The following is a 25114-nucleotide window of genomic DNA, read 5'->3' on the forward strand; positions in this document are numbered from 1 at the left end:
CTCTGATGGTCGAGGCCCTGCCGATGCCTGGGACTGAGTCAGCCCGCAGCCGCACAGTGCAGACGCACTGCCCCTACTGCGCACTGCAGTGCGCCATGCGACTGACGGTGTCCGAACGTCCGGAGGTCCCCGACAGCTTCGACGTGGAGGGGGCCTCCTTCCCCACCAACAGGGGACGCCTCTGCCGCAAGGGCAGCACTGCGCATGAGCTCCTCGGCCGCCGCGACGACCGCATCATGGCCCCCCTCATCCGCGAGCAGGACGGTCTTCGCGAAGCCACGTGGGATGAGGCTCTCAGCCTGATCGTGGACAGGGTCCGCGCGATCCAGGACGTGCACGGCAAGAACGCTCTCGGCGTCTTCGGCTCCGGAGCCCTCACCAACGAGAAGACCTACGCGCTCGGCAAATTCGCCCGGATCGCACTCGGCACCTCCCAGATCGACTACAACGGCCGCTGGTGCATGTCCTCCGCCTCCAAAGCCTCCACCATGGTCTTTGGGCTGGACCGTGGGCTGCCCTTTCCCCTGACTGACCTCAATGACGCCTGTTCGGTGCTGATGCTCGGCTCCAACGTGGCCGACACGATGCCGCCCTTCGTCCAGCACCTCGACGGTGTCCGCAGCAAGGGCGGGCTGATCGTGGTGGACCCGCGTCGGACCGCCACCGCCGAGCTCACCGCCGACGGAGCAGGGGCGCACATCCAGCCTGCCCCCGGCGGCGATCTCGTCCTGCTGCTCTCCGTGGCGCAGGTGGTGCTGGAGGAAGGATTCGCCGACTCGGAGTACCTGGATGAGCGCACCCTGGGGCTCGAGGAGCTCCGCCGTTCAGCATCGCACTGGTGGCCCGAGCGGGCCCAGGCGGCCACCGGGGTCGGCGCGGACCAGATCCGGCTGCTGGCCCGGAAGCTCGGCCATGCGGCGCAGGGTGCCCGCGCCGGCGGCGACCCGGTGTTCATCCTCACCGGACGCGGAGTCGAGCAGCACCGTGACGGCACCGACACCGCCCGAGCCGCCATCAGCCTCGCGCTGCTGCTGGGACTGCCCGGGGCGGGTTCCGACGGCGGCCGGCGCGGCGGCTACGGCACCCTGACCGGCCAGGGCAATGGGCAGGGCGGCCGCGAGATGGGTCAGAAGTCCGATCAGCTCCCCGGCATGCGCAGCATCGCCGATGACGCGGACCGTGAGCACATGGCTCGGGTCTGGGGCGTGGAGGCCCAGCAGATCCCCGGGCCCGGCACCCCAGCGACCCAGATGCTGCATCGGATCGGCGCGGCCGACGGTGTGCGAGGACTCTTCGTGCACGCTTCGAACATCGCCGTCTCGGCACCTGACGCCGGCCGTGTGGCGGACAGCCTCCGCAGCCTCGACCTGCTGGTCGTCGCCGACTTCTTCATGTCCGAGACTGCTCAGGAGGCGGACGTGGTGCTGCCGGTTCTCCAGTGGGCTGAGGAGGAAGGGACGATGACCAGCCTCGAAGGCCGCATACTGCGGCGACGCCGCGCCGTGGAGCCTCCGGCCTCCCCGGACCCCGACTCGGGCCCCCGCTCCGAGCTGCGCATCTTCGCCGATCTGGCGCAGCGGCTCGGTGCTCCGTCCGCATGGCCCACTGAGCCGTCCGAGGTCTTCGAGGAGATCCGTCGTGCCACCGCCGGAGCCCCTGCTGACTACTCAGGCCTGGACTACGCCGCGCTGGACGACGGGCACGCCGCCTACTGGCCCGTGCCCGCCGCGCAGCATTCAGCAGAGGCCTCAGCCACCGGTGAGCCGATGGTCGGCACCCCCCGCATGTTTCACGAACGCTTCGCCCACCCGGACGGGCGGGCGCGGCTCTCGGCGATACGGCCCCGGCGGCAGAATCAGCCGCGCGGGGCCGGGGAGATCACCTTCACCACCGGACGCGTCATGGAGCACTACCAGTCAGGGACCCAGACGCGGCGAGTGCCGGCCCTGGCCGCCGCCCACCCCGAGGCCTTCGTGGAGGTCCACCCAGCCACCGCCCGCCAGTTCGGGCTCACCGAGGATGAGTGCGCCATCGTCACCTCAGCCCACGGCCAGATGAAGGCCCGGGTCCGGGTCACCGACGGCATTCGCGCAGACACCGTCTTCGCCCCCTTCCACTTCCCCGGATCGGGCACCGCGAACCTGCTCACCCGAAGCCTGACCGACCCGCTCAGCTCCATGCCGGAGTTCAAGTCCACGCCTGCCACGATCAGGCCGGCGGAGGAGGCACCCCTATGAGCCGATCGCAGCACATCGTCATCGTCGGGTTCGGGCCCGTCGCCTCCCGGCTCGCTGAGGAGCTTCTGCCGGAGATCCGCGAGGGCCGCGCCGCACTGACCATCATCGGAGCCGAGCGTCATGCGGCGTACAACCGCATCCGCATCGGAGACGTCAGCGTGGGCCGCATCCTCCCCGAGGAGATCATGGTGGACTCCCCCGAGGCGCTCGCAGCACAGGGCGTGGAGCTGATCCTCGGTGCCGAGGCTGCCCACCTGGACCGCGACGCTCAGGAGCTGACCCTCTCCGACGGGCGCAGAGTGAGCTACGACAGGCTGGTGCTGGCCACCGGGGCGGAGCCGCGCATGCCTCCCTGCACCGTGGAGGTCCGCCGCGGTGGAAAGCTCGACGGGGAGCGCTCTGGTGCACAGATGCCCCGAGGCGTCGTGCCGCTGCGCACCATTGAGGATGCGCTCGCCGTCCGCGAAAGGTCGCGCATAGGCAAGCCGGTGACGGTGCTCGGCGGCGGCGTGCTCGGCGTGGAGGCCGCTCTGGCGCTGGCGGAGACAGGCGCTGAGGTGACGCTGCTGCATCGCGGCGGCACACCGATGAGCCGCGAGGCGGACCCCGACGCTGGGATGCTGCTGCGTCGCGAGCTGACGAGCATGGGCGTCGACGTCCGAGCGGCGACGGACGTGCGCGAGGTGGTGTCGGACGACGGGGAGCTCGTCGCCGTGCGCACCTCTTCGGGCGAGCGGATTCCTGCCACGCTGCTGGTGGTGTGCATCGGGGTCGTCGCTCGCGACTCCCTCGCGAAGGATGCGGGGCTGCCGTGCTCATGGGGCGTGACGGTGGGAACCGATGGCCGCAGCCTGGGAGATCCTCATATCTTCGCCGCCGGGGACTGTGCGTCTGTGGAGGGCCGAGGCTCCGCAGGCCTCATCGCACCGGGGTGGCTGCAGGCGGAGGTGGTCGCTTCAGGCCTGCGCGATGACCTGGGGCTCACATCCTCCCCGGACCGTGATGCGGCGGGCGAGCTGGTGGACTTTGCCCAGCCGTCGCTGTCTGCCGGCCTGGATGTGATCCTGGTGAAGTCCGAGAGTCTGAACATGGCCTGCGCCGGTGAGACGGACATCGACCCGTGGGATCCTCAGGCCCCTGATGTCTCCACATGGGCGGATCCGCGGCGCGGCCAGTACCTGCGGCTCGTCACCGAGGGTGAGCGGCTGACCGGCTTCGTCGTCATCGGCATGCCACGGACCGCAGCGGAGCTGTCCATGCACGCGGCTCGAGGCACTCTGCCGACAGCCGACCGCACCGCACTGCTGGCTGCTGAGCATGCCACCAGGGAGGCGGAGCTGGGGCCTGGGGATGTCCTCTGCCGCTGCGCCGGGACCACGGTCGGCGTGGTCCAGGACGCTGCCCCCTGCTGCCGGAGCGTCGAGGACGTCGCCTCGCAGACCCGGGCAGGCACCGGATGCGGCACCTGCCATCGCGCCATCGAGAAGATTCTCGAGGAGTCCGCGGCCCAGCCGGTCTGATCAGCCGTGGGCGAGCAGGTCTGCGGAGGCCTGGTCCAGGACCAGGTCAGTGACCAGCCCTGCGGCGAGTGCTCCGCGCAGGGCCGGAACCTTGTGCGCGCCGTTGACCACGCATACCCGTCGGGGAACCCGGGAGAGCTCGTCGGGCCTGATGCCGGAGCAGCGGCTGTTGAGCTCGATGTTCCTCCAGGACCCGTCCCCCCGGAGGAAGACGGTGCAGATGTCGCCGACGACCTGCTCATCGGTGAGCTGGTTGAGGTCCTCACGGCTCAGGTACCCCTCGGCGTAGACCTGCGACGGGCGGCCGGCCGCGAACGTGCCCACTCCGAAGACGGCCAGGGTGGCGCGGCGCTGCAGGTTGAGCACGCGCGAGGTTGAGCGTTCCCGCCAGAGCATCTGCTTGGTCTGCTCGTAGTCGAAGATGGCGGGCACTGCGAAGAGGTGCGGCCGTCCCCCGTAGACCTTGGCGAAGCGCTCGACGACCCCCATGCCGATTCCGGTGCCGTCCGACTCCGCGCCCGCGGGCTGGGAGTTCACCGCCCCGTTGAGCTGGACGATCTGCAGCCCGGGGACGGCGCGCTGCGGGAGCCGGTCCACCACCGAGGTCATCGTGGCGCCCCAGGCGGCCCCGACGACCATGTCCGGTTCGATGAGGGAGTCAACCACTGATGCCGCGAGCGCTGCGACCGCTTCGTGGCGGGCGTAGGCGTCCTCGCGGGCGAGGGTGTGGGCCACGTGCACGGTCACGCCGTAGATCTCGGCGATGCGATGCTCCAAGGCGTTGGGGCGGTCGGTGGGCGGGTGGAGACTGATGCGCACGATGCCCTGCTCACGCGCCTCTGTCAGGAGTCGGGAGACGGTGGATCGTGACACTCCGAGCTCCTTGGCGATGTGCTGCATCGTCCAGTTCTCGGCGTAGTACATCCGTGCAGCGACGTACTCGACCTTCTCCCTGTATGAGGGCTTCATTTCCCCATTGTGGACCCTCTGTGCACGTATGTGCATAAGTATTGAGAAAAAGACCGCACCTCGGATGTTATGAGCATCACAGTCAACGTCGATCTACAGGATGTGCCATGAAGCCACGGCCCATGAATCCCTCGTCCCGCACGGACGCTCTCGAGGCATTCGCCGGCACCACGCCCGAGCAGCCCCTGGATGTCCTGGTGGTCGGGGGAGGCGTCGTAGGAGCTGCGGCGGCCTTCGACGCGGCGTCCCGAGGCCTGAGCACCGGGCTCGTTGAGGCCCAGGACCTGGCCCAGGGAACCTCGTCGCGCTCATCGAAGCTCATCCATGGCGGGCTGCGCTACCTGCAGATGCTGGACTTCAAGCTTGTCTCAGAGGCTCTCCGCGAGCGGAACCTGCTGATGACCCGCACCGCGCCGCACCTGGTCCGGGGACTGCCCTTCGTGTTCCCGTTCCAGAAGCGAGGGCTCGACCGGGCGTTCATCGGCTCCGGCGTCATGCTGTACGACAGTCTGTCATTCGCCGCATCAGCGCGCGGAAACGGCCTGAAATCGGTGCTCAGCGCCAAAGGCCGCGCACCGCTGCACCGCCACATGACGCGCCGGGGCCTCCGGAAGCGCTTCGACGGGCTGAACCACAGCAAGTTCATCGGCGCGCTCGAATACTTCGACGCCCAGGTGGACGACGCGCGCCTGGTGCTCACCCTCGCGCGCTCCGCGGCGAGCCTCGGGGCCCACGTCGCAGTGCGCACCGAAGTGGTCGAGTACCTGCGCGAGACGCGCGCAGGGGAGGAGCAGGTCGTAGGGGTCGTCCTGCGGGATAGAGAGACAGGCCGCACCATGAGCGTCTACGCCCGCGAGACCATCATGGCCGCAGGCGTGTGGACCGGTGAGCAGGAGCAGATGGCCCACGCCGAGGCCGAGGACGGATCCGGTCCAGCCCTGAAGGTGCTGGCCTCCAAGGGCATCCACATCACTGTCCCCAAAGATCGGATCCCGGCCCAGGAGCATGTGGGCGTCATCACACAGACCGAGAAGTCGGTCCTGTTCATCATTCCTATGGACGACTACTGGTCCATCGGCACCACAGACACCTCATGGCGCGAGCCCGTCGACGTCCCGGCCCCCACCGCCGCTGACATCCGATACGTCCTCGACCACGCCAATGACGTCCTCGAGACGGACCTCAGCCCGGACGACGTCATCGGCACCTGGGCCGGTCTTCGGCCGCTGCTGCAGCCGGTCGCCAGCGACGAGGAGTCAAGCTCCAAGGTGTCCCGCGAGCACACGGTGATGCGCATGGCCCCCGGCCTGACAGCCGTGGCGGGCGGAAAGCTCACCACCTACCGCTCCATGGCCGAGGATGCCGTCGACTTCGCGGTCGCCGAGCAGTTCGCCGACCGAGAGTCCCTCACTGACCGGCTGCCGCTGCTGGGCGGCCAGGGCTACGGCGAGTGGGCCGGCCGCACCGACGAGGTCGCCGCGGAGCAGAACCTCCCGCCCAAGACGGTGAAGCGGCTTCTGGGACGCTACGGCTCCCTGATGGGGGAGCTGCTCTCCCTGATCCGCGAAGAGCCTGCGCTCGCCGAGGAGGTCCCCGGCGGGGCCGGATACCTTGCGGCAGAGTTCGTCTACGCCGCCCGGTACGAGGGCGCCGTCCACCTGGAGGACCTCCTGGAGCGCAGGACGCGGCTCTTCCACGAGGTCGCCGATCGAGGCCTCGAAGCGGCCGACCACGTCATCGCCCTGGTCGCAGACGATCTCGGCTGGGACGCTGATCGCGCCGACTACGAGAAGCGGGCCTACACCAGCTACGTCGAGGCGCAGCTGACCGCCGAACGCTCCTCCAGCGACGCCGAGGCCGCCCAGGCGATGAAGAGCGTGCTTCCCGTTCACCAGAGCCTCGACGCAGCATGACCCTCTGACCATCTGACCGATTCCGCTCCGACGAGCATCCATGACAAAGGAGTCATCCGGTGGAAACCATCTTCCTCTTCGAGATCATGGGCACGGCGACCCTGATCCTTCTCGGCACCGGCGTGGTCGCCAACGCCCTGCTTCCCGGCACCAAGGGCCATGCCGGCGGCCCGCTGATGATTCACTTCGGCTGGGGGCTGGCGGTCTTCTCCGGCGTCTACGTGGCGTGGGCCTCCGGGGCGCACATCAACCCGGCGGTCACCTTGGGCATCTTCGTCTCTGGGGAGAGCGAGTTCGCCGACGGGATCACCGCGAACGTGCCCCATATGCTTGCCTACTTCGCCGCGCAGGTGATCGGTGCTTTCGTCGGCGCCGTGCTGGCCTGGGCCGCCTACAAGAAGCACTACGACAAGGCTGAGGATCCCGGGGTCATCAAGGGCACCTTCTGCACCGATCCGGCTGAGCGGCACTACGGCTGGAACGTCGTCACCGAGGTCATCGCCACCTACGTGCTGGTGCTCGTCGTCCTGCTGTTCGGAGCGACCCCGTCGGAGCTGGGCCCGCTGGCCGTTGGCCTGCTGGTGGTCGGCATCGGCGCCGGGCTCGGCGGGCCCACCGGCTACGCCATCAACCCCGCCCGTGACCTCGGCCCCCGCCTGGCCCATGCGCTCCTGCCGATCCGCAATAAGGGCGGAAACGACTGGGCCTACTCGTGGGTCCCCATCGTCGGCCCGCTCGCAGGCGCCGTGCTGGCCGGGCTGACCGCCCCCATCCTGCTGGCCGGCTGAGCGCCGCCCCTCTCCGCTGAACGTCCCCGCTCCGAAAGGACAGCACCATGACTGAGAACGCGCCGACCACCAAGCGGCCCACCGAGGCCCAGTACGTACTGGCCATCGACCAGGGAACGACCTCCACCCGGGCCGTGGTCTTCGACCACTCCGGCAGCATCGTCTCCTCAGGCCAGCGTGAGCATGAGCAGATCCTCCCCAAGGCCGGCTGGGTCGAGCACAGCGGCACTGAGATCTGGCGCAATACCAGGGAGGTCATAGGGCTCGCGCTCGCCGACGCCGACGTGAACCGGCACTCGCTGGCAGCCGTCGGGATCACCAACCAGCGGGAGACCACCCTCGTCTGGGACAGGAGCACCGGAGAGCCCGTCCACAACGCCATCGTCTGGCAGGACACCCGGACCCAGAAGATCTGCGACCAGCTCGAGGCCGCACACGGCAGCGAGACGTTCCGGGAGCGCACCGGGCTGCCCCTGGCCACCTATTTCGCCGGTCCCAAGATCCGCTGGATCCTCGACAACGTGGAGGGTGCCCGGGACAGGGCGGAGGCCGGCGAGCTGCTGTTCGGCACCATGGATACATGGCTGATCTGGAACCTGACCGGCGGGGTCAATGGGGGCGTCCACATCACCGACGTCACCAACGCCTCCCGGACGCTGATGATGAACATCGACACCCTCGACTGGAACGAGGAGCTGGCCGAAGCGATCGGCGTGCCTCTGAGCATGCTCCCCGAGATCCGCTCCTCCTCCGAGGTCTACGGCTACGGACGCAAGGAGTCCCTGCTGATCGACACCCCGATCACCGGCATCCTGGGTGACCAGCAGGCCGCCACGTTCGGGCAGGCATGCTTCACACCCGGTCAGGGGAAGAACACCTACGGCACCGGCAACTTTATGCTCATGAACACCGGCGAGGAGATGGTCCGCTCCGATCATGGACTCCTGACCACGGTGGCCTACCGCCTCGGAGAGGAGAGGCCGGTCTATGCCCTTGAGGGCTCCATCGCCGTGACCGGATCACTCGTGCAGTGGCTGCGCGACAGCCTCGGCATGATCTCCTCCGCGCCTGAGGTCGAGACCAAGGCGAAGAGGGTCGAGGACAACGGCGGCGCCTACATCGTGCCGGCCTTCTCCGGCCTCTTCGCTCCGCACTGGAAGCCCGATGCCCGGGGCGTCATCGTCGGACTGACTCGTTTCGTCAACCAGAACCACCTCTGCCGGGCTGCCCTGGAGTCCGTGGCCTATCAGTCAGCCGAGGTGGTCGACTCCATGGCCCATGACGCCTCGGACCCGCTGAAGGAGCTCAAGGTGGACGGCGGCATGGTCGTCAACGAGACCCTGATGCAGTTCCAGGCGGATGTTCTCGGAGTCGACGTGGTCCGCCCCGCCGTGATCGAGACGACCGCACTGGGCGCCGCCTATGCAGCCGGCTTGGCAGTCGGGTTCTGGAACTCGATCGACGATGTGATCGCCAACTGGTCCGAGGACTCGCGCTGGAGCCCGCAGATCGAAGATGAGGAGCGGCAGCGCCTCATGCGCAACTGGTCCAAGGCTGTCACCCGCAGCTTCGACTGGGTGGACGAGGACAGCGAGCAGGGCTGAGAAGGACTCTCAGGTCTTGATGCGGTAGCCGCGCTTGACCACGGTCTGCACCAGCTCGGAGGAGGGAAGGGCTTTGCGGAGCCGGGAGACCCACATCTCCAGGGCATGCTCGGAGTCGCACCACTTCACCTGCTCGAGCAGGTGCTCCCTGGACAGGGTGGCGCCTTCGGCCTCCATCAGCGTGCGGACCAGGCTCAGGGGCCCAGGCGCCAGGCGGACCGGATCGTCGGTCAGCTCGGGCGCCCGGAACTCGGCCCCCCGGAGCTCAACGGGGCCCAGCTGGGTGTCCAGTCGGATGGTGTGATGGGTCTCGAGATGATCGATGACCTTCTTGATCATCGCACCGAGGCGCCAGCGATGGGGCGTGACCGCCTCCACTCCCGCCTCCTCCAGAGGCTGCGCGGTCACCCCGCCTACGGCCGCGGCGATCACGTCGGTCTGGAGAGCCTCGATGAGGCTCTCCCGCTTGCCGTACTGCTGAGCGACGCCCAGCATGGCATCCACCGCAGGCGCTGCGGTGAACGTCACCAGGTCCAGCTGCCGCTCGATGACGGCATCGATCATTCTCAGCAGATCCGAATCCTCCGGCGGCTTCGTCCACGTGTAGGGCATCACGGTGATGACCCGCGCGCCGGCCGCCTCGAGCCGTGAGACCTGGTCATGGTTGAGGAGCCCATGCAGCTGGAAGGCGACCGTCTTCCCGGAGATGTCGTTCTCCAGGAGCATGTCGAGCATCGTTTCGGTGCGCTCATCCTCAGCGGCCCCGTCGTCGTCGAGCCCCACCGCGCGGACGGCTCCGCGGGCCTTCGGGCCGCGCACCAGGATCGAGGCCCTCTCCAGGGCGTCGAAGAGCTGCGGCCATACGCCGTAGGCCTCGGCCGCCTCGGCCCAGCGGCGCATCCCGTAGGCCGTGGTGATGACGGCATAGTCGGGGGCGGATTCCACCACCTTGTTCGTATCGTGCTGCAGGCTGATGGACTCGGTGAGTGAGGCGATCCGCAGGGCGGGAGCGTGCATCACGTCCGCGCCGCGGCGCTCGAAGGCGCTGATCAGCTCATCGGAGCGTCTGTCCGAGGTGACGCCGATGCGGAACCCGGACAGGGTCTGGGGCAGCGACCCAGCGGCGGGCGCCTCTGCGGGGCCGCCCGGAGCTGCGGACCTTTCCTGGGGGTCGGGTTCAGGTTCCACAGCGCCAAGCCTAGTGCCCGGCTCGCTCACAGTCGCCCGTCTGCGGGCGCGCCCACCAGTTCCAGCTCAGGCTCCGCGGCCGGCTCCTCCTCAGCCTCCGGCTCCGCAGACCCAGTGGAGCGGACGGGGATCTCCGGTCCCAGCAGAACTGGCCCGGTCCCTGAGGCGGCGGCCTGCTTCTCCTCCTGCGTGGCAGGCCGGACCTGATCCCTTTCGACCACGTACTTGAGGTCAGTGTCGGGGGCATCCGGGGCATTGATGAAGCTGCGGAACCGACGGAGCTTCTCGGGGTCGTTGAGGGTGGCGGTCCATTCGTCCTCGTACCGGTCCACGTGCCGCTGAATGGCCTCCTCGAGGTCCGAGGCGATGCCTAAGGAATCGTCCACGACGACGTCGTAGATGTGGTCCACGCCGCCGGGGAGCTCTTCGATCCAGCGCGCGGTGCGCTGCATCCGGTCGGCCGTTCGGATGTAGTACATGATGTAGCGGTCCATGTACTTCAGCAGCGTCTCGTCGTCGAGGTCCTTGGCCAGCAGCTGCGCATGCACCGGGGTGGCGCCGCCGTTGCCTCCTACGTAGAGGTTCCATCCGTCGGGGGTCGCGATGACGCCTGCGTCCTTGGCCCGCGCCTCCGCGCACTCGCGGGCGCATCCGGAGACCCCGAACTTCATCTTGTGCGGGGACCGGATGCCCTTGTACCGGTTCTCCAGGCGGATGCCCATCGCCACCGAGTCCTGCAGCCCGTACCGGCACCACGTGGTCCCCACGCAGGACTTCACGTTGCGCAGGGCCTTGCCGTAGGCCTGGCCGGATTCGAAGCCGGCGTCGACCAGCCGCATCCAGATCTTCGGAAGCTGCTCGAGGCGAGCGCCGAAGAGGTCGATGCGCTGGGCGGCCGAGATCTTCGTGTACAGCCCGAACTCCTTGGCCACCTGGGCGATGGCGGCCAGCTTGTCCGGGGTGATCTCACCGGCCGGGATCCGCGGCATCACCGAGTAGGTGCCGTTCTTCTGCATATTGGCCAGCGCGCGGTCGTTGGTGTCCTGCAGGGCCCCGCGTCCCTCGCCCAGAATGTACTCGTCGTGCAGCGCGGCGATCATGGATGCCATCGCGGGCTTGCAGATGTCGCAGCCGAGGTTGACGGTGCTGTCGGCGGGGGAGCCGAAATGGTCGACCACTTCGGTGAAGCTGCGCAGCCCCGCGTCCTTGACCTTGGCGAAGAGGGCCTGGCGGGAGTCGTCGAAGTGCTCGCACATGGCTGCGGAGACCTCCATGCCCTGCACCGCCATCTCCTTCTCCATGATCTTCTTCGCCATGGGGATGCAGGAGCCGCACTGAGTGCCCACCTTGGTGCACTTCTTCATCCCGCCCATGTCGCTGACGGGCTCACCGGTGGTCTCGCCCCGAACAGCGCATCGCAGATGCCCCGCTTCGACTCCCTTGCAGGAGCAGACCTCGGCGTCGTCAGGCAGATCCATGTCCACCCCGCCCCCGGTGGAGGAGAGGAAGGCGCCCGGCTCAGCAGGCAGCTCCCGACCCAGCAGCGGGCGAAGCGCGGTGTAGGGCGAGGCGTCGCCGACGAACACGCCGCCCAGAAGAGTCTTGGCGTCATCGGTGACCACCAGCTTCTGATAGATGCCGGCGAACGCATCGGCGAAGGTGACCTCCAGTGCGTGGGGCGAGGTGCCGAGGGTGTCGCCGAAGCTCGCCACATCCATGCCCGCAAGCTTCAGCTTGGCGGCCGTGTCGAAGCCCTCGAAGCTGGCCTCGCCGCCGCACAGCCGGTCCGCGACGACCTCTGCCATCGCGTTGGCGGGAGCCACCAGGCCCATGCAGATGCCGTCGAAGCTGGCGACCTCGCCGATGGCCCACACGTTCTCGGCGGAGGCGGCGCAGGTCTCATCGATGACCACACCCCCGGCCGAGCTGCGCTCGAGCCCGGCGGCGACGGCCAGCTCGTCACGCGCGGTGATCCCGATCGCCGCGACCACCAGATCAGAGGCGATCGCCTCCTTCTGCGGAAAGTGCAGCCAGAACCGCGTCTGCTGAGGATCATCGCTCTCAGCGACGGACGCCGGACGCTCACCCAGGCTCAGGGTGTACCCCTCCTGGGAGAGCAGCCGGTTCAGGGTCCGCCCCCCGCCCTCATCCAGCTGAGCGTTCATGAGGTACTCACGGGAGTGCACGATCGTCACGTCCGCCCCGTGGCCCTTGAGCCCTCCGGCGGCCTCCAGCCCCAGAAGTCCGCCGCCGATCACCGTGCAGCGAGGGGTCCGGCCGAGCTCCTCAGCCAGCCGCCTCACCTCGTCGACCAGCCAGTCGACGTCATCGAGGGTCCGGTAGACCGCAATGTGCTGGTCCCCGTCGATGGGCGGACGGGTTGCCGAGGAGCCGGTGGCGAGAACGACGTCGTCGTAGTGGTGGACCGCGCCCGAGGAGTCCGTGATCGTCTTGGCCTCAGCGTCCAGCGCAGCGATTGCAGTGGAGGTGTGCAGCTGCACCTGCGGGTTCTGCCACAGACTCTCATCGCCCAGCAGAAGATTGTTCTCGCGGTCCTCGAACCGCTTGGACAGCGCCACCCGGTCATAGGGCGCAAGCGCCTCCTCGGTGAAGAGGCTGATGCGCAGGCTGGCCTCATTCCTGTCAGTCAGGGCCTCCACCAGACGGTGTGCGGCCGGGCCGCCGCCGACCACAGCGACATGGCGACGCCGGTCGGCGCTGGGTGCGGGAGCGTGAGCAGACATGATGGCTATCACCTTCGTCGGGGCAGTCTGATTGCTCACCCACCGTGACAGGTGCGCATTAAAGGGCCGTGACCGCGGTGTGAGACCGATGTGACGCTCTCCTCACGAACGCAGGGGCACCCTGTGAGATCTGTTTTACGCCCGACCTGTTCATCTGAAACGAACGCTGGCTACGATGAGGTCCGATGGCTGACACCGAAGAGATGACCTCCTGGCAGACGATCTGTCGCCTGGACGACGTGGACCCGATGTGGGGCGAAGCCGCCCTCGTGGGCTCCAAGCAGATCGCACTGGTCCGACTGCCCGATGACAGGGTCTTCGCCGTCGACCACTGGGACCCCGTGGCCGAAGCGAACGTGATCGCCCGAGGCATCGTGGGCTCCAAGGCCGGCGCCCCGACGATCGCCTCGCCGATCCACAAGCAGGTCTACGCCCTCGAAACCGGCGAATGCCTCTCCGATCCCGAGGCAGCGTCCATCAGCACCTACGAAGTCCGCGTCGCCCAGGGGCAGATCGAGGTCAGAGCGTGAGCGTCTCCGCCTCCGGAGCAGACCTGCACAGCACTGCTCCGGAAGATTCAGGCCCGCACAGGGCTGCGGCGCTGGCCGCCATCTCGCACGGCACCTCGTCGGAGAAGGGCCGAGCTGCGGTGAAGGCTCTCGCCGAGCGGGTCGCGGCGCTCGCCGGCGGGGCCGCGTCGGTCAGCGAGACGAGGCTGGGCCATGTGGATGTGGAGCAGCCGGACATTGCGGCCACCCTGGAGTCTCTTCCCCCGGGGGCCCCTGCGGTGCTGGTTCCGCTTCTGCTGTCGGCGGGCTTCCATGTGAACGTCGACATGCAGGAGGCCCTCGAGGAGGCGAATCAGCCGGTGGCTGTGGCGCCGGCCATGGGTCCGGACGAGCGGCTCGTCCGCGCGATGGCGCAGCGGCTCCGCGAAGCCGGCGCCGACCTCAGCCGGGACACCATCGTTCTGGGCGGAGCGGGCTCCTCCGACACCTCGGCCCAGCAGGATGTCCGCACCACGGCCGAGATGCTCGCAGACCATCTCGGCGTCCCCGTGACCGCCTCCTACCTCTCGTTTGCGGAGCCGACGGTCCACCGGGCCGTCGAGCAGGCGCGTGCGGACTCCCCTGGAGGGCGAGTCGCGATTGCCAGCTATCTGCTCGCCCCCGGCTACTTCCAGGGCCTGCTGCGCAGACAGGGCGCAGACGTGGTGGCGAAGCCTCTTCTGCTGGAGGGCAGCGTCCCCGACGGCATCCCAGAGTTGGTTCTGGACCGATTCCGCGCCGGCCTCAGGGCGCTGCCGGCATGAGCGGCGGCTCCCCCACGACGGTAGGATGAGGGGGATGTCCCAGCAGCTCTCCAACGCCCAGATGGACCCGTGGTCAACCGGCACCACTGCCTATCGCGCCGCTCTGATCATCGGCATGGCCGGCAGCCTGATCGGGATCATCCTGATCGTCGCCTCCGGAATGACGGACACCCCGGCCCTGCAGACCGTGGGGCTCGTGACGCTCGGCATCGGCATGGTCTCCCACCTGATGGGCATCGGGCTGCGCAAGAGGCAGGCTGCCCACATCATTCGCGCCCGCGGCGCGGAGGAAGACGCTGAGAGGAACAGTGCATGAGCATCAGCACGGAACGAGAAGGGCACACCTACGAGGCGGCCCAGCCGTACCAGGTCTCCCGGGAGGCGATACGCGAGTTCGCGGCCTCTGTGAAGGCTCGGGGCTCGGCGCACACGGACCCCGAAGCGGCCGTCGCGCTCGGCCACGCCGACCTCGTGGCGCCGCCGACCTTTGCGGTGCTCGTCGCGCAGCGGGCTGAGGCCTCCGTCGTCAGCGACCCGGCCGCCGGCATCGACTTCTCGCGGGTGGTGCACGCCGAGGAGAGGTTCACCCATCATGCCCCGATCACAGCGGGCGAGACCCTCACCGGCCAGACCACGCTGGAGCGCATCCGTGTGATGGGCGGAGGGGCGATGGTCACCACCGTCACCGAGATCACCAACCAGGACGGTGAGGCCAAGTCCACGGTGACGTCCTCGCTCCTGGTCCGCGCCGACGACGAGGAGGCTGCCTGATGGCCGCACCGCAGATCACCGAGCTGGAGAAGGGCCAGAGCATCGGCACGCGCCGCATCAGCCTCTCCCGTGCTGACCTCGTCGCCTACGCCGCAGCCTCCGGCGACCACAACCCGATCCATTGGAACGAACGCTTCGCCCAGGAGGTCGGCCTCGACGGGGTCATCGCCCACGGCATGCTGACCATGGGCGCTGCTTCGGACATCGTCAGCGAATGGGCGGGCGACCCGAGTGCGATCCTGGACTATCAGACACGCTTCACCAAGCCCGTCCCCGTGGCCGACGCAGACTCGGGCTCTCCCTCGGAGCCGACCGCCGAGCTGGAGGTCTCCGGCAAGGTCGGCAAGCTCGACGAAGAGGCAGGAACCGTTCGCATCGATCTGACGGTCGAACTGGTCGAGGGGGAGTCCCGCACCAAGGTGCTGGCCAAGACGCAGGCTCTCGTCCGCCTCTGACGTTCGACGGGGCGGCGTTCACCCGCCGCCGGGACCAGCTGTGCCTATAATCGCCTGATATCACTGAGCACCATCGCACCTGTGAGGACCCCATGACTTTTGCTGAGACGCCCTGGATGAAGGCTGCGGCCTTCGCCGGAATCGCCGCCCTGACCCTGACCGCCTGCGGAGACGACGGTGAGGACGACGCGGAGGAGGCAGAGGCCGAGTCGGACGTCGACTTCGACATCACCGTCGACGCAGAGGTCACCACGCTTCAGGAGGGCACCCTGCAGGTGTGCTCGGACGTGCCTTACCCGCCGTTCGAGTACTACGACGAGGACGGCGAAGTCGTCGGCTTCGACATCGACATCGCTCAGGCCATTGCGGACGCCATGGACAAGGACCTCGAAATCATCGAGTCCGCCTTCGAAGGCATCCAGTCCGGCGTCTCCCTGAACGCCGAGCAGTGCGACCTCGCCATCTCTAGCATCTCCATCACGGAGGAGCGTCAGGGCAACATGGCCTTCTCCGACCCCTACCTGGACGACAATCTGGGTCTGCTGGCCGCAGCGGATTCCGGCATCGAGTCGCTCGAGGACGCAGAAGGCGCTCAGGTGGGCGTGCAGCAGGCCACCACCGGCGCCGATGAGGCCCAGGAGATGGGTCTCGACACTGTCGAGTTCGTGGACTCCGGCCTGCTCATCCAAGGCCTTGAGGCCGGTCAGGTCGAGGCCGCAGTCGGCAACATCTCCATCCTGGGCTACCAGGCCGGGGACTCTGACGAGTTCGAGTTCGTCGAGGAGATCGAGACCGGCGAGCAGCTCGGCATCGCCGCTCAGCTCGAGAACGAAGAGCTCATCGAAGCCGTCAACGACGTCCTGGCTCAGCTCGAGGAGAACGGCTACATGGACGAGCTCGAGCAGCGCTGGTTCGAGTCCGACGAGACCCCTGAAGAGGGCGAAGGCGAGGACGCTGAAGAGGGCGACGTCGAGGACGAGGACGCCGACGAGGACTCTGACGACTGATCCATATGGACCTCTCCAACCGGACCAGGCAGCGCATCAGCCTGGGCATCCAGGCTGGGCTCTTCGTCCTGGTCGTCGTGGTGCTGGGCATCGTGGTCGACTGGACGGCGATTGGGCAGAGCTTCTTCAACGTCGAGCCTGTGCTGCCGATGTTCCCGGAGATCTTTACGCTCGGACTGGTCAACACCCTGCAGTACACGTTCTTCGGGTTCGTGTTCGGGCTGCTCGGCGGCACGGTGCTGGCGCTCATGCGGCTGGCCACCTTCCCCGTGTATCGCTGGCTGGCCACCGCCTACATTGAGTTCTTCCGCGGAATCCCTGCCATCCTGGTGTTCATCGCTCTGGGCTTCGGCGCCTCCCTGGCCTTCGGCTGGAACCTCTCGACGCTCCAGGTCGCCTCGTCGGCACTTGCCATTGTGGGGTCCGCCTACATCGCCGAGACGCTCCGTGCCGGACTGCAGGCCGTGCCCAAGGGTCAGGTGGAGGCGGCTCGGGCTCTGGGCATGCCCGCCTGGCGAGCCATGGTGACCATCCAGATTCCGCAGGCATTCCGGATCGTCCTCCCGCCGCTGACCAACGAGGCCATCCTGCTGACGAAGGACTCCTCCCTCATCTTTGTGGTCGGTATGGCTGGCGGTGCAGCGGAGCTGACCAAGATGGGCCGGGACGGCATCAACATGTACCAGGCCGGTCTGACGCCGCTCGTCGTGGCCGGCTTCTGCTACCTGCTCATCACCATTCCGCTGAGCCTTCTGGCCCGACGTATGGAGACCCGCGGCTCCAGGCCGGCGCGGCGAAAGAAGGTGAAGGTATGAGCGCGAGCGCGAACCTCACGCCGGAGACGCCGGCAGGCGTCACCATCGAGGATCTTCACAAGTCCTTCGGTGACAACGAGGTGCTCAAGGGCATCAGCATGCGGGTGGAGCCGGGCGAGGTGGTGTGCCTCATCGGCGCCTCCGGATCCGGCAAGTCCACGCTGCTGCGCTGCGTGAACCGCTTGGAGGAGCCGAACGCCGGGCAGATCACGGTGGGGCAGCACACGGCCACGCACCCTGACGTGAACCTCGACGCGATGCGTCGCGAGATCGGCATGGTCTTCCAGCAGTTCAACCTCTTTCCTCATCTGAGCGTGCTGGAGAACTGCACCGTCACTCCGCGGAAGGTGCTCAGGGCCTCGAAGGATCAGGCCGAGGCGGACGCGATGGAGCAGCTGGAGAAGGTCGGCCTGAAGCATCTGTCGGAACGGCGCCCGGATCAGCTCTCGGGCGGTCAGCAGCAGCGCGTGGCCATCGCCAGGGCCCTGACGATGAAGCCCTCCCTGATGCTCTTCGATGAGCCCACCTCAGCCCTGGACCCGGAGACGGTGGGCGACGTGCTGGCCATCATGCGTCAGCTGGCGCAGGCCGGAATGACCATGATCGTGGTCACCCACGAGATGGGCTTCGCACGCGAAGTGGCCGATCGTGTCGTCTTCATGGACCAGGGCGTCGTGGTGGAGGAGGGCTCGGCGGCCCAGGTCATCGGTGCGCCGCAGCAGTCTCGCACACAGGACTTCCTCCGACGGGTTCTGAACCCCCTCTCCGAGCAGTAGCCTCCGGTAGGGTCAGTGCCGATGAAGACATTCGCCCACCACACGACTGCCCGGGTCGGAGGCAGCGCGGGGGAGTGGGTCACCGCGTACTCCGACCAGCTGGCACTTGCCGTGCTCCGGGAGCACCACCTGCCCAGCGATGCCGATCGTGCCGCAGGACGCGACACCCTCCTGGTCCTCGGCGGTGGCTCCAACCTTCTCGTCTCCGATGAGGGGTTCGGCGGAACCGTGCTGCAGCTGGCGTTCTCCGGCATCAGCGCGGTCCCGGACAGGTCCGCTGAGGACGACGCCGTCATCGTCACGGTCGCCGCCGGGCACTCCTGGGAGGCGCTGGTGGCATGGACCGTGGACCGGGGCCTCTACGGGCTCGAGGCGCTCTCGGGCATCCCCGGAACCGTCGGTGCGTCGCCGGTTCAGAACGTGGGCGCCTACGGCACCGACGTCTCGCAGACCATCCTCGATGTCACCGTATGGGACCGTGTGGAGGATGAGCGCATCATCCTGACCAACGAGGACCTGCAGTTCGGCTACCGGGACTCGCTGCTGAAGAGGGAGACGATCTTCGAGTCGCCGCGCTATGTGGTGGTCGAGGTCCGCTTCCGCCTCCACCACGCACCGGGACGCGCGCTGTCCGCCCCTGTGCGCTACGCCGAGCTTGCCAGGCAGCTGGGCATGGACCCCAACCTTCCCCCGGAGGAGCGCCGAACCGGCCTGCGCGAGGTCCGGGAGAAGGTGCTGGAGCTGAGGAGCTCCAAGGGTATGGTTCTGGATCCGCAGGACCACGACACGTGGTCCACCGGGTCGTTCTTCACAAACCCCATTCTCCGTGCGTCGGACGCCGTCGGTGTGCCGGAGGAGGCCCCGAGGTTTCCGGCCGGGCATGACGAAGCCGACGAGCCGATGGTCAAGCTGTCAGCGGCGTGGCTCATCGAGCACGCCGGCGCCGGCCGCGGATTCGGGGCGGAGCTGACGGACGGGCGCGCTTCGCTGTCCACGAAGCACACACTTGCGGTGACCAACCGGGGCTCGGCCACCGCCGCAGATATGCTCACCGTCGCCCGCGCCGCCCGGGACCGGGTGCTGGACGCCTTCGGCATCGATCTGCACCCGGAGCCGGTGCTGGTCGGCTGTGCCCTCTGACGCAGCCGCTCAGAGCTTCCCGACGGCGATCAGCAGCATGCGGCGCAGCGGCTCCGCCGCGCCCCAGAGAAGCTGGTCGCCGACTGTGAAGGCGCTGATGTACTCGGGCCCCATCTCCAGCTTGCGGATGCGGCCGACGGGGATCGTGAGCTCACCGGTGGCCGCGACAGGCGTCAGCCCGGCCACGGTGGCGTCCTTCTCATTCGGTATGACCCGGGAGTACTCGGTGCCCTTGTCGATGATCGATTCGATCTCCCCCACGGAGAGGTCCTCCCGGAGCTTGAGAGTCAGCGCCTGGGAGTGGGAGCGCAGGGCGCCGACGCGGACGCAGAGCGAGTCGAAGGGAATGGCGTCCCCGCGGCGCTCAACACCCGGAGCGAGGCTGTCGCCGCGGCCGAGGATCTTGTTCGTCTCGACACCGCCCTTCCACTCCTCCTTTGCAACTCCGTTGCCGAGGTCGGCGTCGATCCAGGGGATCAGCGAGCCGGCCAGCGGAACGCCGAACTGGGACGCGTCCACACCGGTGCGCTGGGCCTCCAGCACCTTACGGTCGATGTCCAGGATGGCGGAGGCAGGGTCGTCGAGCTCCGCCCCCACAGTGCTGCTCAGGGCGCCGAACTGGGTCAGCAGCTCCCGCATGTGCTGGGCGCCGCCTCCGGAGGCAGCCTGGTAGGTCATCGCGGTGCCCCACTCCACGAGGTTCTCCTTGAACAGCCCGCCCAGGCCCATCAGCATGCAGGAGACGGTGCAGTTGCCGCCGATGAACTCTTTGACCCCCGCGTCGAGGCCGGCGTCGATGACGTCGCGGTTGATGGGGTCCAGGGTGATGATGCTGGAGCCATCCATGCGGAGGGTGGAGGCGGCGTCGATCCAGATGCCGTCCCAGCCCGCCTCTCGGAGCTTCGGGTAGACGGCTTTGGTGTAGTCCCCGCCCTGCGCCGTGACGATGATGGGGAGCTTCCGCAGGGCGTCGATGTCATAGGCGTCCTGGAGCTCGGACGTCTGCGGCTCCAGGTTCTCAAAGGTGGGTGCGGGGCCGCCCGCGTTGGATGTGGAGAAGAAGACCGGGTCGAAGTGCGCAGCGTCTCCCTCGTCCACGAACCGCTGAAGGAGCACGGAGCCGACCATTCCGCGCCAGCCGATCAGTCCCACTGAGGGGGTTTCGGCGGCGACGGACGAGGTGGCTGCGGACGCAGCAGGCGCAGAAGTCATGGCACCCACCTTAGCGAATTCCCGAAAGCCCGCGCAGGGCCCCGGTCACACTCTGCGGTACGTCTCGAATCGGTAGCGTGTGCCGGACTCCGAGGTGTCCCAGCTTCCCTCACCTTGGGCGCTGCCGGCCATGACCCACTGGGAGGGGTGCAGCTCCGGGGCGTAGGTGTCCCCCGGTGCGTCAGTGTCGATGATCGTCACACTGGCCAGATCCGCCAGATCCCTCTCCACGGCCTCGGCGTAGACGCCGCCGCCGCCCATGATCCAGATGAGGCTGGAGGCATCGTTGACGTGCTCGCGCGCCTCGTCCAGGGCCTCCTCCAGCGACTCCGCCGGGACCGCGCCCTCCCCGGCCAGACGGCCTCGCTGCTCCGCGCTGCGGGTGACCACGATGTTGACCCGCCCCGGCAGAGGCCGGAAGCGCTCCGGCAGGGACTCCCAGGTGCGTCGGCCCATCACGACGGGGCAGCCGGCGGTGATGCTCTTGAAGTAGGCCAGATCCTCGGGCACGTGCCACGGCATGCCGCCGTCGGCGCCGATGACCCTCTCCGGGGTCTGAGCCCAGATCATTCCCACGACCCCGCGCCTCATACGGCGACCGGTGCCTTGATGGCCGGGTGGGGATCGTAGCCGAGGACCTCGAAGTCCTCGTAGGCATAGTCGAAGATGGAGTCGGGCCTGCGGGCCAGCCTCACCTGCGGATAGGGCCGCGGGCTGCGCTCCAGCTGCTCGCGGACCTGCTCGACGTGGTTCGAATAGATGTGGCAGTCCCCGCCGGACCAGATGAATTCGCCGGGCTCCAGCCCGGTCTGCTGGGCCACCATGAGCGTCAGGAGCGAGTAGCTTGCGATGTTGAAGGGCACGCCGAGGAACATGTCCGCGCTGCGCTGATACAGCTGGCACGAGAGCCGTCCGTCGGCGACGTAGAACTGGAACAGGATGTGGCAGGGAGGAAGCGCCATCTCATCGATCTGCCCCGGATTCCATGCGCTCACCACGTGCCGGCGCGAGTCCGGCCTGCTGCGGATCTGCTCGACGACCTGCGCGATCTGATCGATGCTGGTGCCGTCGGGAGCCGGCCACGAGCGCCACTGGACGCCGTAGATGGGGCCGAGCTCGCCGTCGTCGTCCGCCCATTCGTTCCAGATCCGGACGCCGCGCTCCTGCAGCCAGGTGCTGTTGGAGTCACCGCGCAGGAACCACAGAAGCTCGAGTGCGACGCCTTTGAAGTAGACCCGCTTGGTGGTGATCAGCGGGAAGGACTCCGAGAGGTCGAACCTGATCTGTCGCCCGAACACGCTGCGGGTCCCCGTGCCGGTTCGGTCCTCTTTGAGGGCTCCGTGGTGGAGCACGTCGGCGAGCAAGTCCTCATAGGGTGTGCGTATGGCGTTCACGCAGACGAGTCTAATCCTCGTAGGGCTCGTAGATCTCAAGGGAGACGATTCGCCCGCCCCGGTCGACCGCCTGCTGGGCAATGAGAACCGCGCCCGGCTGCAGGTACGGGTCCGCCTGCGGGATCGCTTCGGCCAATGAGGGCGAATCCAGCCACGATTCCAAGGCGTTCAGCACCAGAGGCAGCACAGGCCGGTGCGTGCACACCAGGCTCGGCACGACCAGCTCCAGCGACCGGCGCACCCGGCGCGCCGTCTTGGCCGGATCCTGGGCGGCACGCTTCTCGGTGAGCGACTTGCGGTACTTGATGCGATGGCGATGCTTCTTGACGTAGGGGGCGACCGTCTCCGCGCACCGCTTCCAGGGGGAGCAGTGCAGGGTGCGAGGACGCCACGCAGACAGCAGCTGCTCCACGGTCTTGGCCTGGCGCTTGCCCGTGGCGGCCAGCGGGCGCTCCGACTCCGGCTTGGACCAGGATGAGCGGGGCTTCGCCTTTGCGTGCCGCAGCACCACGAACGGCACCGTGTGAAGCCTCGTCTCGTCGCAGAGATGCTGCAGCTCATCCAGCGGCTCGAGGTCTCCGGGCTGGCTGAGCATGCCGCGGGCCTGCTCGGGAGTGACCCAGCGGATCTCATCGGCCTCCTGGCCGTCCGGCTTGGGCCTGCCGTCGATGATCTGCGCGGCCCAATACCACACCTCCTTGGTGCGGGGGCCGCTCTGTCCCTGGATCTCATACCGCGTCACCGGCAGGGGAACGCCCAGGCGGATCTTCACGGATGCTTCCTCAGCACATTCCCGCACTGCGCATTCGGGCAGCGTCTCACCCTCGTCGAGCTTGCCCTTGGGGAACGACCAGTCGTCGTAGCGGGGGCGATGGATGAGCAGCACCTGGAGCTGTCCCTGATACAGGCGCCAGATGAGCGCACCCGCCGCGAGGACCTCCGCCTGAGTGCCGTCGTCGGAGAGCGACGCACTGCGGCGTCGGGGAACGTATTGCATGAGCAGCGGCGATGGATCCAGGGGCTCCGGACGGTTCACACTCAAAAAGTACCAGCCGGGGCATACTGCGTGTCGGTTTTGAACACCTCGAAGCCCAGCCTGCGATAGAGCCCGACGGCCGGAGCATTGGCCGCGTCCACGTAGAGGATGATCTCCGTCCGGCCCTGCGACGCCATGTGCTGCACCCCTGCCAGCGTCAGCTGCTTGCCGAGCCCGCGCCCCTGGGCGTCCGGTGATACGCCGACCACGTAGACCTCTCCGACCGGGCCGGGAGCGCCGTCGCGCAGGGGCACCTTGGTCCAGTGGAACCCCAGCAGCGCGCCGTCCTCCCAGGCCATCAGCAGGCCCGCAGGGTCGAACCACTCCTCTGCCATCCGTGCGCGCAGATCATTCAGGTCCAAGCGTCCCTGCTCCGGGTGATCGGCGAAGGCTGCCGCATTGACGCGCAGCAGGGCGTCCTCGTCGTGGCCGGGCATGAAGCGTCTGATGCGCACGCCGTCGGGGAGCGCGGCATCTGGGAGGCTGCCGGGGTCTGTATGACGCATGACCCACAGCTCTCGGACAGGCTCCCAGTCCCACCGAGCGGCGAGCCGCGCAGCAGCGGGGTGACCTCCATGGGCCCAGGCCCTCCGGACGCGGCCTTCCTCCGGGGCAAGCGTGTCCGAGGAGAGGCGCTCCATCAGCGCAGTCCCGATTCCGCGGCCGCGCTGCTCCGGATGGACCACCAGTTCAAGCACGGACTCCGTGCCGACCTCCGCGCGGGAGTGGAGGACGAGGCCGGCGCCGGTGAGCACCATTCCTCCGGAGCCGTCTGCGGACCAGGCACCGATCACTGTGGCCGAAGGGTGCTCTCCCTGTGCTCCGGCCCGGATCTGCGCCTTCGTCTCATCGTTGAACGGCTCCGCGCCGTCCGCCGCGTGCGCGGCGTCAGCGAGCGTCAGAAGCTGGTCGGCGAGTTCCGCATTGAGAAGAGCTGGGAGTATCTGCGGCGCATGTGAGCTCATGTCCCCAGGGTAGTGGGATCACCCGGCGTCGGCGTCACTGTCGACCAGCAGCCGGTATCCGACATTGCGCACAGTGCCGATCAGCGATTCGTGCTCAGGCCCCAGCTTGGAGCGCAGCCTACGAATATGGACGTCCACTGTGCGCGTGCCGCCGAAGTAGTCATAGCCCCAGACCTCATGGAGCAGGCGGTCACGGGTGAAGACCTGCCCCGGGTGCAGAGCCAGGTGCTTCAGCAGCTCGAACTCCTTGTACGTGAGGTTCAGGAGCTTGCCGTGGATGGTGGCCATGTAGGTCGTCTCATCGATGACGATGGCTCCGGCCCGAATCTCGCCGGCGGGCGCCTCCTCCTGCGTGACCACGGCGGCCATGCGGATGCGGGCATCGACTTCGCCGGGGCTGGCGCCGGTGAGGATGAAGTCGTCGGCCTGCCACGATTCGTTCAGCGTCGGCAGGGCGGCCTCATTGACGATCACGATGACCGGAGACAGCATCGAGGACCTGAGCAGCTGGCACAGCGACCGCGCGTGGCTGAGGTTGCTGCGTGCGTCCACCAGTGTGATGTCGACCGTGGGAGCACGGACGATGGAGGAGGCTTCAGCGGGAAACGGTCGAGCCCGGTGGTTCAGCAGTTCCAGCGACGGCAGTGCATCCTCAGGGGAGTCAGAGAGCAGAAGCACCTGCGCCATCGGCATTCCCTCCACTCATCGGAACAACTCACTCTGGCCAGCGACACTACACCGCAGCCACGGGTCCGGGCACAGCGATGTCCGCCATACGAAAAAGGCCCGGTCTGGTCCGAGCTTGAGTATAACCATGGCGTGACCTGAGTCTCTGGCAGGATGGAGCCGTGATGAAGACCCCCCTGCTTGTGGCCGCCTCCGCCGCGGTGCTTGCTGTCGCGGCCGCAGTGCTTCTCGGTGTTCAGCCGGCCATGGCGACTGCAGGCGTCCTGGCGGTGGGCTTCATGGCTGCGGTCACTGCCCAGGTGCTGTGGGGAGCGGGGCCGCGCAGGCTGGAGCGGACCTTCACCATGGTGGGCGGCCTGGCCGCAGGTGCGCTGGGCGCCGGGGCTGCGGCCTACGTCATCGAGCGACTCTGGCTGGGCTAGTGCCGCGTGTGAGCCGGTACACTGACCGCTATGACTGACGCACAGATCATTGCACTTGAGGTGTTCTTCATCGGCCTGATCGCTCTGGCAGGCCTGGTGATCGGATACGTCGCCTACTTGGTGCTCTCACGCCTCTACAAGGGTCAGCGCTGATTCAGC

Annotated in this window: 25 protein-coding genes; 16 read left to right on the forward strand and 9 right to left on the reverse strand. The window is 67.9% G+C overall.

The genetic code is table 11. The features are described 5' to 3' along the window. The first annotated feature begins 5 nt into the window (after nt 1-5). Both FS388_RS07915 and FS388_RS07920 read left to right on the forward strand, forming a co-directional pair. The gene (locus FS388_RS07915; protein ID WP_246836152.1) at nt 6-2237 is read left to right on the forward strand and encodes a molybdopterin oxidoreductase family protein; all 2232 of its coding nucleotides are present in this window, start codon (nt 6-8) and stop codon (nt 2235-2237) included. Further along, the gene (locus FS388_RS07920; protein ID WP_146340928.1) at nt 2234-3757 is read left to right on the forward strand and encodes an FAD-dependent oxidoreductase; all 1524 of its coding nucleotides are present in this window, start codon (nt 2234-2236) and stop codon (nt 3755-3757) included. The genes FS388_RS07915 and FS388_RS07920 overlap by 4 nt, the downstream gene beginning before the upstream one ends. Here FS388_RS07920 and FS388_RS07925 read toward each other — a convergent pair whose 3' ends face one another. Next, entirely contained in the window at nt 3758-4726 is a 969-nt protein-coding gene (locus FS388_RS07925) for a sugar-binding transcriptional regulator (RefSeq protein ID WP_146340929.1), read from the reverse strand. It abuts the gene before it with no gap. Nucleotides 4727-4833: 107 nt separating this feature from the next. On the opposite strand from FS388_RS07925, the gene FS388_RS07930 reads away from it, so the two are divergent. Genes FS388_RS07930 through glpK form a run of 3 tightly spaced genes read left to right on the forward strand, consistent with a single transcriptional unit; the run spans nt 4834 to nt 9031 of the window. After that, nucleotides 4834-6639 carry a glycerol-3-phosphate dehydrogenase/oxidase gene (locus FS388_RS07930; RefSeq protein WP_146340930.1) on the forward strand — a complete coding sequence of 602 codons (1806 nt, stop codon included), beginning with the start codon at nt 4834-4836 and terminating at the stop codon, nt 6637-6639. 59 nt (nt 6640-6698) lie between these two features. After that, nucleotides 6699-7427 carry an MIP/aquaporin family protein gene (locus FS388_RS07935; protein WP_146340931.1) on the forward strand — a complete coding sequence of 243 codons (729 nt, stop codon included), beginning with the start codon at nt 6699-6701 and terminating at the stop codon, nt 7425-7427. Nucleotides 7428-7474: 47 nt separating this feature from the next. After that, nucleotides 7475-9031 carry a glycerol kinase GlpK gene (gene glpK, locus FS388_RS07940; protein ID WP_146340932.1) on the forward strand — a complete coding sequence of 519 codons (1557 nt, stop codon included), beginning with the start codon at nt 7475-7477 and terminating at the stop codon, nt 9029-9031. Nucleotides 9032-9040: 9 nt separating this feature from the next. On the opposite strand, the gene FS388_RS07945 is transcribed toward glpK, so the two are convergent. Next, nucleotides 9041-10219 (reverse strand): uroporphyrinogen-III synthase, encoded by a 1179-nt coding sequence (locus FS388_RS07945; RefSeq protein ID WP_146340933.1) that lies wholly within the window; start codon nt 10217-10219, stop codon nt 9041-9043. Between the two features lie 26 nt (nt 10220-10245). Further along, the gene (gene nirB, locus FS388_RS07950; protein ID WP_146340934.1) at nt 10246-12963 is read right to left on the reverse strand and encodes a nitrite reductase large subunit NirB; all 2718 of its coding nucleotides are present in this window, start codon (nt 12961-12963) and stop codon (nt 10246-10248) included. Nucleotides 12964-13148: 185 nt separating this feature from the next. Here nirB and nirD point away from each other — a divergent pair, with 185 nt between their 5' ends. From nirD to FS388_RS07995, 9 genes are all read left to right on the forward strand, one after another. Beyond that, nucleotides 13149-13493, forward strand: a complete 345-nt coding sequence (gene nirD / locus FS388_RS07955; protein ID WP_210410167.1) for a nitrite reductase small subunit NirD — start codon at nt 13149-13151, stop codon at nt 13491-13493. Continuing rightward, nucleotides 13490-14275, forward strand: coding sequence for a sirohydrochlorin chelatase (locus tag FS388_RS07960; protein WP_246836153.1), 786 nt, complete (start codon nt 13490-13492; stop codon nt 14273-14275). The genes nirD and FS388_RS07960 overlap by 4 nt, the downstream gene beginning before the upstream one ends. Nucleotides 14276-14309: 34 nt before the next feature. Next, the gene (locus FS388_RS07965; RefSeq protein WP_146340936.1) at nt 14310-14591 is read left to right on the forward strand and encodes a hypothetical protein; all 282 of its coding nucleotides are present in this window, start codon (nt 14310-14312) and stop codon (nt 14589-14591) included. After that, complete coding sequence (locus FS388_RS07970) at nt 14588-15046, forward strand: MaoC family dehydratase N-terminal domain-containing protein (RefSeq protein ID WP_146340937.1); 459 nt, start codon at nt 14588-14590, stop codon at nt 15044-15046. Before FS388_RS07965 ends, FS388_RS07970 begins: the two co-directional genes overlap by 4 nt. Further along, nucleotides 15046-15501, forward strand: coding sequence for a MaoC/PaaZ C-terminal domain-containing protein (locus tag FS388_RS07975; RefSeq protein WP_146340938.1), 456 nt, complete (start codon nt 15046-15048; stop codon nt 15499-15501). The genes FS388_RS07970 and FS388_RS07975 overlap by 1 nt, the downstream gene beginning before the upstream one ends. A 92-nt stretch (nt 15502-15593) precedes the next feature. Then, entirely contained in the window at nt 15594-16508 is a 915-nt protein-coding gene (locus FS388_RS07980; RefSeq protein ID WP_246836154.1) for an ABC transporter substrate-binding protein, read from the forward strand. A 5-nt stretch (nt 16509-16513) separates the two neighbouring features. Continuing rightward, a complete protein-coding gene (locus FS388_RS07985) occupies nt 16514-17323 on the forward strand; it encodes an amino acid ABC transporter permease (protein WP_146340939.1) in 810 nt (269 codons plus the stop codon). Further along, nucleotides 17320-18099, forward strand: coding sequence for an amino acid ABC transporter ATP-binding protein (locus tag FS388_RS07990; protein ID WP_146340940.1), 780 nt, complete (start codon nt 17320-17322; stop codon nt 18097-18099). The genes FS388_RS07985 and FS388_RS07990 overlap by 4 nt, the downstream gene beginning before the upstream one ends. 21 nt (nt 18100-18120) lie before the next feature. Next, nucleotides 18121-19239, forward strand: a complete 1119-nt coding sequence (locus FS388_RS07995) for a UDP-N-acetylmuramate dehydrogenase (RefSeq protein WP_146340941.1) — start codon at nt 18121-18123, stop codon at nt 19237-19239. A 9-nt stretch (nt 19240-19248) separates the two neighbouring features. Here the strand turns inward: FS388_RS07995 and asd are convergent, their stop codons facing one another. The 6 genes from asd to FS388_RS08025 are packed head-to-tail and all read right to left on the reverse strand — an operon-like array spanning nt 19249 to nt 24533. After that, nucleotides 19249-20451 (reverse strand): aspartate-semialdehyde dehydrogenase, encoded by a 1203-nt coding sequence (asd, locus tag FS388_RS08000; RefSeq protein ID WP_146340942.1) that lies wholly within the window; start codon nt 20449-20451, stop codon nt 19249-19251. A gap of 45 nt (nt 20452-20496) precedes the next feature. Continuing rightward, a complete protein-coding gene (locus tag FS388_RS08005; protein ID WP_246836353.1) occupies nt 20497-21021 on the reverse strand; it encodes a dihydrofolate reductase in 525 nt (174 codons plus the stop codon). Between the two features lie 17 nt (nt 21022-21038). After that, a complete protein-coding gene (locus FS388_RS08010) occupies nt 21039-21845 on the reverse strand; it encodes a thymidylate synthase (RefSeq protein ID WP_146340944.1) in 807 nt (268 codons plus the stop codon). Nucleotides 21846-21855: 10 nt separating this feature from the next. Beyond that, nucleotides 21856-22881 (reverse strand): NUDIX domain-containing protein, encoded by a 1026-nt coding sequence (locus tag FS388_RS08015; RefSeq protein WP_371708135.1) that lies wholly within the window; start codon nt 22879-22881, stop codon nt 21856-21858. Nucleotides 22882-22883: 2 nt separating this feature from the next. Next, a complete protein-coding gene (mshD, locus tag FS388_RS08020) occupies nt 22884-23846 on the reverse strand; it encodes a mycothiol synthase (RefSeq protein WP_146340945.1) in 963 nt (320 codons plus the stop codon). Nucleotides 23847-23864: 18 nt separating this feature from the next. Then, complete coding sequence (locus FS388_RS08025; RefSeq protein WP_146341932.1) at nt 23865-24533, reverse strand: response regulator transcription factor; 669 nt, start codon at nt 24531-24533, stop codon at nt 23865-23867. A gap of 161 nt (nt 24534-24694) precedes the next feature. Here FS388_RS08025 and FS388_RS08030 point away from each other — a divergent pair, with 161 nt between their 5' ends. Both FS388_RS08030 and FS388_RS13350 read left to right on the forward strand, forming a co-directional pair. Further along, nucleotides 24695-24955: a hypothetical protein gene (locus FS388_RS08030; RefSeq protein ID WP_146340946.1), complete on the forward strand. Its 261-nt coding sequence runs from the start codon at nt 24695-24697 to the stop codon at nt 24953-24955. A gap of 30 nt (nt 24956-24985) precedes the next feature. After that, nucleotides 24986-25108 (forward strand): hypothetical protein, encoded by a 123-nt coding sequence (locus FS388_RS13350; RefSeq protein ID WP_256369548.1) that lies wholly within the window; start codon nt 24986-24988, stop codon nt 25106-25108. Nucleotides 25109-25114: the final 6 nt, after the last annotated feature.

The organism is Nesterenkonia sp. NBAIMH1, from assembly GCF_007922635.1.
Taxonomy (GTDB): Bacteria; Actinomycetota; Actinomycetes; order Actinomycetales; family Micrococcaceae; genus Nesterenkonia; species Nesterenkonia pannonica.